At 63.9% G+C, this 10650-nt stretch carries 12 protein-coding genes; 9 read left to right on the top strand and 3 right to left on the bottom strand.

The window, feature by feature from the left end:
* Nucleotides 1–541: 541 nt before the first annotated feature.
* The 5 genes from twy1 (at nucleotide 542) to rnz (ending at nucleotide 5081) form a co-directional block, all read left to right on the top strand.
* Nucleotides 542–1504: a 4-demethylwyosine synthase TYW1 gene (gene twy1 / locus ACI8UR_RS00975; RefSeq protein WP_411713806.1), complete on the top strand. Its 963-nt coding sequence runs from the start codon at nucleotides 542–544 to the stop codon at nucleotides 1502–1504.
* A 140-nt stretch (nucleotides 1505–1644) separates the two neighbouring features.
* The gene (locus tag ACI8UR_RS00970; protein ID WP_411713807.1) at nucleotides 1645–2346 is read left to right on the top strand and encodes a DUF120 domain-containing protein; all 702 of its coding nucleotides are present in this window, start codon (nucleotides 1645–1647) and stop codon (nucleotides 2344–2346) included.
* Nucleotides 2330–3055 carry a 3,4-dihydroxy-2-butanone-4-phosphate synthase gene (ribB, locus tag ACI8UR_RS00965; RefSeq protein WP_411713808.1) on the top strand — a complete coding sequence of 242 codons (726 nt, stop codon included), beginning with the start codon at nucleotides 2330–2332 and terminating at the stop codon, nucleotides 3053–3055. Before ACI8UR_RS00970 ends, ribB begins: the two co-directional genes overlap by 17 nt.
* 81 nt (nucleotides 3056–3136) lie before the next feature.
* A complete protein-coding gene (locus ACI8UR_RS00960; RefSeq protein WP_411713809.1) occupies nucleotides 3137–4066 on the top strand; it encodes a branched-chain amino acid transaminase in 930 nt (309 codons plus the stop codon).
* 85 nt (nucleotides 4067–4151) lie between these two features.
* Entirely contained in the window at nucleotides 4152–5081 is a 930-nt protein-coding gene (gene rnz, locus ACI8UR_RS00955) for a ribonuclease Z (RefSeq protein ID WP_411713810.1), read from the top strand.
* Here rnz and ACI8UR_RS00950 read toward each other — a convergent pair whose 3' ends face one another.
* Nucleotides 5082–5537: a MaoC family dehydratase gene (locus ACI8UR_RS00950; RefSeq protein ID WP_411713811.1), complete on the bottom strand. Its 456-nt coding sequence runs from the start codon at nucleotides 5535–5537 to the stop codon at nucleotides 5082–5084.
* Nucleotides 5538–5641: 104 nt separating this feature from the next.
* Between ACI8UR_RS00950 and ACI8UR_RS00945 the strand changes: the two genes are divergently transcribed.
* The 4 genes from ACI8UR_RS00945 (at nucleotide 5642) to ACI8UR_RS00930 (ending at nucleotide 8490) form a co-directional block, all read left to right on the top strand.
* On the top strand, nucleotides 5642–7621 hold the full coding sequence (locus tag ACI8UR_RS00945; RefSeq protein WP_415087464.1) for a DUF460 domain-containing protein: 1980 nt from the start codon (nucleotides 5642–5644) through the stop codon (nucleotides 7619–7621).
* 113 nt (nucleotides 7622–7734) lie between these two features.
* The gene (locus tag ACI8UR_RS00940) at nucleotides 7735–7941 is read left to right on the top strand and encodes a hypothetical protein (RefSeq protein WP_415087463.1); all 207 of its coding nucleotides are present in this window, start codon (nucleotides 7735–7737) and stop codon (nucleotides 7939–7941) included.
* 68 nt (nucleotides 7942–8009) lie between these two features.
* The gene (locus tag ACI8UR_RS00935) at nucleotides 8010–8204 is read left to right on the top strand and encodes a hypothetical protein (RefSeq protein ID WP_411713813.1); all 195 of its coding nucleotides are present in this window, start codon (nucleotides 8010–8012) and stop codon (nucleotides 8202–8204) included.
* On the top strand, nucleotides 8194–8490 hold the full coding sequence (locus ACI8UR_RS00930) for a type II toxin-antitoxin system RelE family toxin (protein ID WP_411713814.1): 297 nt from the start codon (nucleotides 8194–8196) through the stop codon (nucleotides 8488–8490). Before ACI8UR_RS00935 ends, ACI8UR_RS00930 begins: the two co-directional genes overlap by 11 nt.
* A 119-nt stretch (nucleotides 8491–8609) precedes the next feature.
* Here the strand turns inward: ACI8UR_RS00930 and ACI8UR_RS00925 are convergent, their stop codons facing one another.
* Nucleotides 8610–8822, bottom strand: coding sequence for a hypothetical protein (locus ACI8UR_RS00925; protein WP_411713815.1), 213 nt, complete (start codon nucleotides 8820–8822; stop codon nucleotides 8610–8612).
* Nucleotides 8823–8891: 69 nt separating this feature from the next.
* Nucleotides 8892–10586 carry an aldehyde ferredoxin oxidoreductase family protein gene (locus ACI8UR_RS00920; RefSeq protein WP_411713816.1) on the bottom strand — a complete coding sequence of 565 codons (1695 nt, stop codon included), beginning with the start codon at nucleotides 10584–10586 and terminating at the stop codon, nucleotides 8892–8894.
* Nucleotides 10587–10650: the final 64 nt, after the last annotated feature.

The raw sequence follows: 10650 nt of genomic DNA, 5'->3' as shown, positions 1-10650 counted from the left end.
TCCGCGTGAGTCGAGCCCTCTAAGCATATTTTATACTACCCGAGATACCTAAAAAGGATTCCGTATTGACATCCTCCCCGCCATAGAGGGCGAGGAGTCCCACGAAGGTGGTCTTCGTTGCGTTAGGTGTTTGAGGTTCCCACACCGACAGGTGGTAGTCGTGTCAAGTGACCGTTACTCCTATCCCGAGAGGGATTCGGAGGTACTTGCTTGTTTACCGTCGGTATCCTCGCCCGACCGCCGAAGGGATACCTTCGACGTATCGGAACGAAACCTCCGAGATTATCCGATTGCCCCGACATGGGCGCGGATATACCGCGTCGGATACCATCCAATCCGGGCGGAACGGAGTTCAAACTACCGATAACGGCGATTCATCTCCGCCGTGAACGGCGGAGCTTTCTCGCCTGTACCGCACGTAAACGAACGTCGCGTAGTCCACGTTAACGTTCCACACACACACAACGCGTCGAAGCGCCGCCCGTCGTGCCCTCATCCGCGGAACCACGGCCTTTAGGGCCTCGTCCGTCTAACGCCGGATATGCCCAAGCAGGTCAGCGACCCGGATTATCACAGCGAGAACCACACCGCCGCCCAGACCTGCGGGTGGACGGCCAACGCCCTGCGTGGCGAGGGGCGGTGTTACAAGAACCATTTTTATGGTATCCAATCTCACCGCTGTATTCAGATGACGCCCGTCGTCAAATGCAACGAGCGATGTGTGTTCTGCTGGCGCGACCACGCCGGCCACGCCTACGAACTCGGCGACGTGGAGTGGGACGACCCCGAGGCGGTCGCCGACGCCTCCATCGAACTCCAGCGGAAACTGCTCAGCGGCTTCGGCGGCAACGACCAGGTGCCCGAAGAAGTGTTCGATGAGGCGATGGAGCCGCGCCACGTCGCCATCTCGCTGGACGGTGAGCCGACGCTGTATCCGTATCTCCCCGAACTCATCGAGGCGTTCCACGACCGCGGCATTACGACCTTCCTCGTCTCCAACGGCACTCGACCCGAGGTCATCGAGGCGTGTGACCCGACGCAGTTGTACATCAGCGTCGACGCCGCCGACCGCAAGACCTTCGGCGAAGTCGTCAAAGCCGTCGAGGACGACGCCTGGAACCGACTCATCGACACGCTGGACGTCCTCTCCGAGAAGGAGGACACCCGGACGGTGCTTCGGACGACGCTTCTGAACGGCTACAACATGAGCCGCCCCGAGTGGTACGCCGCGATGTTCGACCGTGCGGACGCCGATTTCGTCGAGATGAAGGCGTACATGCACGTCGGCAACTCCCGCGACCGCCTCGACCGCGACGTCATGCCCGACCACGAGGACATCGTCGCGTTCACCGAAGCCGTCCAAGAGTATCTGCCGACCCATCCAGTCATTCGCGACGTCGAGGATTCACGGGTCGCGCTGCTCGCGCGTGAAGAAGATACCTGGGTGCCGAAACTGAAAGGCGGCAGCGAGTTCTGGGAATCGAACCCGTACGCATCGACCTAATCGTTTGCCAATCCCGCTATTCTTTTACGTGCCGCAGCCCGTACCAACGGTACAGCGTTCCCCCGGCGTCTTTCTTTTCCAATTCTGTTAGGCATTCCACGTCCGTTACGATTAAGGGAGAGAACGCCGTATCGGACGCTATGTCACAGACAGCCGAGCGGGTCAGCCACGACGAGCTCGCGACGTTGAAGCTCGTCGCACTCGATGGCGCGCTCGAGGGCCGGGCGACGGTGACGTGTTCGGGGCTTGCCGGGCGGCTCGACGCGTCGAACCAGACGGCCTCCCGGCGGCTCCAGCGGCTCGAAGACGCCGGCTACATCGACCGAGAGATGACCGGCGATGGCCAACACATCACGATTACCGAGTCGGGAGAGCGAGCCCTCCAGCGGGAGTACGCCGACTACCGCCGCCTCTTCGAGGGCGACGCCGACGTCGAACTGTCCGGCGTCGTCACGAGCGGCATGGGCGAGGGGCGCCACTACATCTCCCTGTCCGGTTACATGCGGCAGTTCCGCGACCGGCTGGGATACGAGCCGTTCGCCGGCACGCTGAACGTCGACCTCGACGAGGAGAGCGTCCGCACCCGCGCACGGATGGACGCACTCGACCCCGTCGGCATCGACGGCTGGGAGGACGACGAACGCACCTACGGGCCGGCGTTCTGCTGGCCGGCGACCATCGAAACCGCCGACGGTGAGCGCTACGAGCGAGCTCATGTCATCGCGCCGGAGCGAACCCACCACGGCGACGACCAACTCGAAGTCATCGCCCCGGAGAAGCTCCGCGAAGAACTCGGCCTTGACGACGGCGACCACCTCACAATCCATGTCTCAGAGCAGTAACACACCGCGCGCTCGGCGTGGCGTCGACGCCGCCATCGCAGCGTTCGCCGCCGGCGAGCCCGTTTTGATCCACGACGCCGCCGACCGCGAGGGCGAGGTCGACCTCGTCTACCCCGCTGCCGCGGTCACGCCCGACGACGTCGCCCGGATGCGCAACGACGCCGGCGGCCTCGTCTGCGTTGCGCTCTCCGATACCGTCTGTACCACCTGGGAGTTGCCGTTCATGCAGGAAGTCGTCGATCATCCGGCCGCAGCCTCCCATGAACTCGGCTACGACGAGCGCTCGTCGTTCTCGCTGACGGTCAATCATCGCGACACCTTCACGGGCATCACCGACGACGACCGCGCGCTCACCATCTCAAAACTCGGTGAGGCAGCCGGTGACGCCGCCCGAGCCACGGCCGTCGCCGGCGACGGCGCCGAAAACGCCATCGCGCCCGACACGGAGGCCTTCGCCGAGACCTTCCGGGCGCCCGGCCACGTCCACCTGCTCCGTGCGGCGCCGAACCTGCTCGACGACCGGGAGGGCCACACCGAACTCGGCATCGCGCTGGCCGAGGCCGCCGGCGTCGAACCCGCCGTCGTCGTCTGTGAGATGATGGACGACGAGACGGGCGGCGCGCTCGCGCCGGCCGCCGCCCGCGCCTACGCCGACCGCAACGGCTTCGCCTACGTCGAGGGCTCCGAGCTTCTGGCGCGGTTCAAATAACGCTGGCCGGTCTTTCGGCGCCGTGCCAGCCGCTGGCAATAATCGTCAACACTCATTACGGGCGCCCCCAACAGGGCAAGTATGTCTTTCGAGGAGATGGACGTCGACACCATCTGGCAGAACGGAGAGTTCGTCGACTGGGACGACGCACAGACACACATTCTCACGCACTCGATGCACTACGGCACGGCCGTCTTCGAGGGCGCGCGGTGTTACGATACCGCCAACGGGCCGGCGCTGTTCCGCTGGGAGGAACATCTCGACCGCCTGTTCGATTCGGCGAAGGTGCTCGACCACGACATCGACCATACGCGCGAGGAGTTCACCGAGGCGACGCTCGAACTCATCCGCCAGCAAGACCTCAAATCCTGTTACATCCGTCCGCTGGTCTACTACGGCTACAACTCCCTCGGCGTCTCGCCAAAGGACTGCCCGACCGAGGCGATGGTCGCCTGCTGGCCGTGGGGCGCGTATCTCGGCGAGGACGCCATCGAAAACGGCGTCGACGTGATGATCTCCTCGTGGCGAAAGCATGCCTCCAGTCAGATTCCGACCAACGTGAAAGCGACCGGTCCCTACATCAACTCCATGCTGGCCGGCGAGGAAGCCCGCCGCAACGGCTACGTCGAGGCAATCGTCCTCAACAAGGAGGGCAGCGTGGCGGAAGGCCCCGGCGAGAACCTCTTCATGGTCAACGACGGCGAAATCTACACGCCCGGCCTCTCGGAGTCCATCCTCGACGGCATCACCCGCGACACCGTCATCCAGCTGGCGCGTGACCTCGGCTACACCGTCCACGACGAGGCTTCCATCGCGCGCGGCCAACTATACACCGCCGACGAGCTGTTCTTCACCGGCACAGCCGCCGAAGTGACGCCGATTCGCACCGTTGACGACACCGAAATCGGCAACGGCTCCCGCGGCCCCGTCACCGAGGAGATCCAACAGCAGTTCTTCGACCTCGTCGAGGGGAAACTCGACGGCTACGACGAGTGGTTCCTCGAAGTGTAGGTCACGCCTCGAATAGCCGGACGCCGACGCCACCAGCCCCGGCCATATCGAAGTCGGTTTATTCACGTCGCCACATCGTTCGGCTATGTCGCTGTGTGTGACGTTCCTTGGAACCAGTGGGGCCGTGCCGACGACCCAGCGGAACACGAGTTCGGTGTTCGTCCGCCGGGAGGGCGACCGGTTCCTGTTCGACTGCGGTGAGGGCACCCAGCGACAGATGATGCGATTCGGCACCGGCTTCGCCGTCTCCCACATCTTCGTGACACACATGCACGGCGACCACACGCTCGGACTACCGGGCTTGCTCCAGACGATGGATTTCAACGAGCGTGAGGCGCCGCTTTCGATTCACGTCCCGAGCGGCAAGCAGAACGCCGTCGAACGCCTCGTCGGCGCGACGGGTGCGAAACCGTCGTTCCCGGTTCGGATTCACGGCGTCGAGGGCGGTGAGGTCGCACTGGAGGCCGAGGCGTACGAGATTCGGGCCTTCGAGACCGAACACGATGCCCGGTCGGTCGGCTACGCGCTCGTCGAGAACGAACGCAAAGGGCGGTTCAACCGCGAGCGCGCCGAGGAATTGGGTGTCCCCATCGGGCCGAAGTTCCAGAAACTCCACGCCGGCGAGCCCGTCGAACTAGAGGGCGGCACCGTCATCGAACCCGACCAAGTCGTCGGCGACCCCCGGCCCGGTCGCAAGATCATTTACACCGGTGACACCCGGCCGACCGACACGACAGTCGACGCCGCTGATGACGCCGACCTGTTGATCCACGACGCGACGTTCGCCTCGGACAACGCCGACCGCGCCGGGCGAACGGGGCACTCGACGGCGACCGACGCCGCCCAAATCGCCTCGCGGGCGAACGCGAAACGGCTCGCGCTCGTCCACGTCTCCTCCCGGTACGCCGGCCACGCCCGCCCAATCGAGCGGGAAGCCCGCGAGGTGTTCGACGGAAAGCGGGCGTTCGTCCCCGACGACGGCGACGAAGTCGACGTGCCGTATCCGGGCGACTGATTACTCGTCGGCTTCGCGGCGACGGTGCATACCCTTGGCCTTCCACTCGATAACCGCGTCATCGTGTTGGTTGTACCCCGTCAGTTTCGTCCGGATGTGGCCCATCTCCGGGCGACTCTCGGAGATACGCTTGTCGAGGATTTCGACCTCGACCCGGAGCGTGTCACCGGGATAGACCGGCTGAATCCACCGGAGTTCGTCGACGCCACGGGCACCCATCGACGTTTCGGGTTCGAGGAAATCGTCGACGAGCAATCGCATGCACATCGATGCAGTGTGCCACCCTGAGGCTGCAAGCGAGCCGAAAATCGAGTCTTCGGCGGCCGCCTCGTCGAGGTGGAACGGCTGTGGGTCGTAGTTCTCGGCGAACTCCTTGACCTCCGCTTTCGTCACGTCGTACCGTCCGTCCAGTTCGTACACATCCCCGACATCGGTGTCTTCGAAGTAGCGTGCCATCGTGGGGTAGTTGCCGTGCGGGGGTAAAAATCCGCACGCCGAGACGAGGCGTGAGGCTCCATCGCGGCACGGAGTTTATACTCACTCGTACCCTATTCGCGGGCGTGAGCACGCGAACGAGTGCCCTCGATTCACTCATCTTCGGCGTCGACATCCAGAGTGGCGACGTCCGCGGTGACGCACCCTCGTATGCCCTCGTGGCCTTCGACGGTGAGTCGATCGACCGCGACGTCGTCTCCCGCCGGAAACTCCGCCGGCGCATCCAAGAGGAAGCGCCGGCTATCGTCGCAACCGACAACACGTACGAACTCGCCGAGGACAAAGGGGCGCTCGTCCATTTCCTCCGGGAACTGCCGACCGAGACGAAGCTGGTGCAGGTGACGGGGGACGAGCGGCCGGAGCCGCTCTCCCGCGTTGCGTCCAGACACGGCGTTCCCTACGCGAAACCGCCGATGAAGGAGGCCGAAGCCGCCGCCCGCCTCGCCGCCCGGAACATCGGCTACGAGGTGTCCGCGTTCACCGACACGACGCAGGTCAAGGTCGCCCGCGGCCGCTCGACCGGCGGCGGTGGCGGCTGGAGTGAAGACCGCTTCACCCGACGCATCCACGGGTCGGTCAAGAAGACCGCACGCGAGGTCGAATCCAAACTCGACGAGGCCGCACTCGACTACGAGATGGACGTCACCGAGAAGTATGGCGGCTATTCACAGGCCATCTTCGAGGTCGAGGGCAAACCCTCGGAGCTTCCGGTGTCGACACACCGGTCGGGCGACACCCGCATCGAAATCGAGCGCGAGCGCCGGGACGGTATCGAATACCGCCCCCTTGCGAAGCGACGCGACCACGTCGTCGTCGGCATCGATCCCGGCACGACGACGGCGGTCGCGCTGCTCGACCTCGACGGCTCGGTGCTGGACGTGTGGTCGACCCGAACCGCCGGCACCGCCGAGGTCATCGAGTGGATCATCGAGCACGGCCGGCCGGTCATCGTCGCCGCCGACGTCGAGCCGATGCCCGAAACCGTCGAGAAGATCCGCCGGAGTTTCGACGCCGGCGGCTGGATTCCCGAGCGTGACCTCCCGGTCGACGAGAAGCTCCATCGCACCCGCGAGACGTCCTACGACAACGACCACGAGCGCGACGCGATGGCGGCGGCGCTTTTCGCCTTCGACGACCACGAAGACCAGTTCGAGCGCATCAGCGCCAAGACGCCGCCGCAGTTCGACCGCGGCGAGGTCATCGCCCGCGTCGTCGCCGGCGAGGAAAGCGTCGAGGCAGTCCTCGAGGAGCTAACCGACGACGACGAGCCCGAAGCGGAGACGACGGAACACGACCCCCGGGAGCTGACCGCCGAGGAGAAGAAAATCAAGCGACTCGAATCCCGCATCGAGCGGCTGGAGACCCACGTCGACGACCTGAAAGACACCATCGCCCAGAAGAACGACCGGGTCGCGGAACTCGAAGACGAACTCTCGGATGCCCGCCGCGAGGAGCGCCGTGAGGCCCGCGAGCGCCGCGAAGTGACGCGGCTGGAGCGGGAGAACGAGCGACTCAAGCGCGAGCTCGCGGAAACCGAGCAAGCCAACGAGGAACTCGACGGGAAGCTCGAACGGCTCAAGAAGCTGTGGAAGCTCGACCACTCGGATTTCGCGGACGTGGCTGCGGACAAGCAGGGCCTCATTCCCGTGAAACCAATCGAGCAGTTCACCAAAGGCGCCATCGAGGCCGCGGAGGACGATTACGGCATCGCGGCGGGTGACGTGGTGTATCTGCGCGATGCGAGCGGCGCCGGCCGGACGACCGCCGAGCTGCTGGCCGACTGCGAACCCCGGGTCGTCCTGCGCGAGGGGGGCCTCTCAGAGCAGGCCGACCAGGTGCTTTTCGACCACGATATCCCCGTCGGGCCAGCCGATGAGGTCACGGTTCAGGAGATCGACGAACTCGCCATCACCCGAGAGAACGAGGTCGAGAGCGTCATCGAAGACTGGGAGGAACGCGCAGAGGAACGCCGCCAACGGCAGAAATCCGAGCAGCTCGACCAGCTCATCAGCGAACACCGCGCCCGTGACCCCGAGCACGGCTGACGGCCGGTATGCTATCGGTTATCTAGGCCGATGTTGATGCCCGAACCCGATGGTTCGCCCCTCGAAACCTGGCGCCGCGACGGAAAACGAATCGACCCACTCACAGCAATATCGTGACCTACATCGACCCTGAGGACCGCTTCCGGCTTGAGGTCGAGGTCGACGATCCTGTAGAAGGATACCTGATTGAGCTCTATCACATTCCGACGGACGCACGTCTCGCCCGCTTGATACAGAATAACCGCCAGAGTGCCGGGGCCCTTGCCGCGAGTATCGCTTCGAATGCTGAACAGTACCTTCCACTGCTAACCGACGATTAGCCGGGACTACAACCGATGGACTTACGTTGTAAGAGTTGTAAGGATATGCTAGTATCGGTGTGGGCACCATGACGACGGCCAACAAACGCATTCCAGTCACAGAAGAACGATGGCAGGAACTGAACGAACTGAAAGACGCAGGAGAAACGTACGACGAGCTCCTCGAGGAGCTGATTCAAGAGCGGAACCGTCGCGAGCTGGCCGACCGGTTCCGCGAGATGGACGAGAGCCGCGAGGAGTTCGTCGAACTCAATGACGGCTGACTACGACGTCCTTCTCAGCCCCCAGGTCGCCGAGTTCCTGGACGCTGCCGACGAGAAAACCGAGCGCATCGTCCGCGATACCCTCGGCTACCTCGAAGACAATCCGCACCCCGGCGAAGGCCGAGGAGACAAAGAAAAACTCCCGGTCGACGGCGAAGAACGCTACCGGATGCACATCGGCCGCACTTGGACAGCCTTCTACGACATCTACGAAGACGACGGTGAGGTGGGTGTCCTCGAGATCGTCGACATCGACGAAGCGCACAAACGCTACGGGTTCGACTGACGAAAACCGCTTCTTCACGACACTATCGACACAAGAACCTGGAACGGCGAAGAGGAACTACAGCCTACACACTGCCTTTCTTCGGAACCAAACCCGAGTGTACATCCGCCGGAGACTGTTTATTCGAACAGGTCGTCGTAATCCATCCCCATCGATTTGAGGAACGCCCCCGTGAGGCCGTGTCCGATGAGCGCGTAGCCGGCGATGATGGCGACGGCGCCGAGGGCAGCACGACGGTTCTCGCGTGCGAGGATGAGGAGTCCGAGGGCGACTGCGGCGACACCTGCGATGCCTGTCTCACCGAGCGACTGCGTGACGACTTCAGTGTCCATACAGACTGATTCGCGTCCAAACAGTAAAGTGGGCTGATTCACGCGAGAAACGGCGGATCGAAGACGGCGTCAGTCGTCGGCCGTCGCCGCGTCGCCACCGCCGACCATCGAGTCCGGAACGGTGCCGTCGTCGTTCCAGCCGCGCAGGTCATAGTAGCTCGACAGCTCCTCGTCGAGCCCCTCCAGTTCGTACGGGAGGGCGTCGTCGTCGTTGCGGTCGAAGCCGCGCTGATTGTTGAAGTGACGTTCGAGTTCGACGATTCGGCTACCGACGTTCTGGAGGCGCTCCCAGTCGGCGTCGAACAGCCGCGAGTACCGCTCGTGGGTCATGTTCGAGGCCGCGAACTTACAGAGGACGCCGGAGTCGTGGATGGCGTTTTTGTTCTCCCGTTCGATGAGTCGCTCGGATTTGCCCTCGACGCCGTCGGAGTCGAGCGCCTCGTCCGGTGCGACGAGCGGGTATTCGAGCTGGTACATCTCCGCGTACATGTGGTCGGCACCGCGGTTCGAGGTCGCAAAGGAGAGCCCCTGTCCGTTGAGCGTGCGGCCGTCGTGGGCGGCGAACTCCATGCCCTTCATCGACCAGTTCTCGACGCCGAGCTCGTCGTGGAAGCGGTCGATGCCCTCTGCGAGCGTGTCGCCGACACCGTCCCGGTGGGCGATTTTCTCGATGAGTTCGTGGATGAGGTCGGCGTTGCCGAACTCGTCTTCGGCGGCGAGATAGGCGGCGATGGCGTCGCCACAGGAGATGGTGTCGAGCCCGTACTGGTCACAGAGCTCGTTGGATTTCATGATGGCGACGAAATCGTCGATGAGGGCGTTCGAGCCGAACGACATCATCGTCTCGTACTCGGGGCCTTCCGTCTCCAGTCCGCTTTCCTCGTCGCGGGTCGGAAGCTTGCACGCGAAGGCGCACGACGAGCAGGTGCCCTTCTTGTATTTGTGCTCGATGACGCCGGCGGAGCCGATGTCGTCGACCTTGTCGTACTGCAGCTCCTGGAAGTACTTCGTCGGGAGCGCGCCGACGGCGTTGGCGTAATCGGAGACCGAGACGGTACCGGCGTCCTTCATCGGACTGCTCGACTCGGAGGCCTCTTGGTGAATCTCCCGGACGAGTTCGTCGTCGAGACCCTCGATTTCCGGACGGGAGTCGCCGTCGAAGGTGAGAAACTTGACGTTCTTCGCGCCGAGGACGGCACCGAGGCCGCCGCGGCCGAAGGCGCGCGACTCCGAGGTCATGATAGAGGCGAACCGGACGCCGTTTTCGCCGGCCGGCCCGACGACGGCAGTGTGCTCCGAATCGAGGCCCGTCAACTCCTCGATGTATTCGGTGGTCTCTTCGACGGTGGCTTCCGCGAGGTCGGGTACGGCCTCGAACTCGACGCCCTCATCGGTGACGTGGATGCCGACGAGTTCGTCGCTTGCGCCCGTAATCTCGACGGCAGCGTGGCCGGTGTCGACGAAGGGGCGGGACATGAAGCCGCCGGCGTTCGACGACAGAATCCCGTCCGTAAGCGGCGAGAGCCCGGTACAGGACATCCGGCCGGTGAAGCTCATCATGGAGGTCTGCAGCGGGCCGGTCGCGAACACGAGGCTGTTCTCCGGGCCGAGCGGGTCGGCGTCGAACGGGATGCGGTCGTGTGCGAGTTTCGTCCCGACGCCACGCCCTCCGATGAAGGATTCAAGCGTCTCGTCGATATTCGATTCCGTCATCTCCCGACTGCCGACATCGACTGACAGCAGGGTTCCCTCTGTATGAATCATGCTCACTGTGTGGTACGGCGCCCGTGTAATAAAACGAGTGCCACCAATGCCAGGACGGTTTAGA

The sequence above is a fragment of the Natronomonas sp. genome, from assembly GCF_047616845.1.
Lineage (GTDB): Archaea > Halobacteriota > Halobacteria > Halobacteriales > Haloarculaceae > Natronomonas.
The sequence above is the reverse complement of the archived record's forward strand: the minus strand, read 5'-3'. Positions and strand labels throughout refer to the sequence as shown.

What these genes read in the sequence shown, in the direction of transcription:
- twy1 (WP_411713806.1), top strand. Translation starts at nt 542, where the DNA reads ATGCCCAAGCAGGTCAGCGACCCGGATTATCACAGCGAGAACCACACC.
- ACI8UR_RS00970 (WP_411713807.1), top strand. Translation starts at nt 1,645, where the DNA reads ATGTCACAGACAGCCGAGCGGGTCAGCCACGACGAGCTCGCGACGTTG.
- ribB (WP_411713808.1), top strand. Translation starts at nt 2,330, where the DNA reads ATGTCTCAGAGCAGTAACACACCGCGCGCTCGGCGTGGCGTCGACGCC.
- ACI8UR_RS00960 (WP_411713809.1), top strand. Translation starts at nt 3,137, where the DNA reads ATGTCTTTCGAGGAGATGGACGTCGACACCATCTGGCAGAACGGAGAG.
- rnz (WP_411713810.1), top strand. Translation starts at nt 4,152, where the DNA reads ATGTCGCTGTGTGTGACGTTCCTTGGAACCAGTGGGGCCGTGCCGACG.
- ACI8UR_RS00950 (WP_411713811.1), bottom strand. Translation starts at nt 5,537, where the DNA reads ATGGCACGCTACTTCGAAGACACCGATGTCGGGGATGTGTACGAACTG.
- ACI8UR_RS00935 (WP_411713813.1), top strand. Translation starts at nt 8,010, where the DNA reads ATGACGACGGCCAACAAACGCATTCCAGTCACAGAAGAACGATGGCAG.
- ACI8UR_RS00930 (WP_411713814.1), top strand. Translation starts at nt 8,194, where the DNA reads ATGACGGCTGACTACGACGTCCTTCTCAGCCCCCAGGTCGCCGAGTTC.
- ACI8UR_RS00925 (WP_411713815.1), bottom strand. Translation starts at nt 8,822, where the DNA reads ATGGACACTGAAGTCGTCACGCAGTCGCTCGGTGAGACAGGCATCGCA.
- ACI8UR_RS00920 (WP_411713816.1), bottom strand. Translation starts at nt 10,586, where the DNA reads ATGATTCATACAGAGGGAACCCTGCTGTCAGTCGATGTCGGCAGTCGG.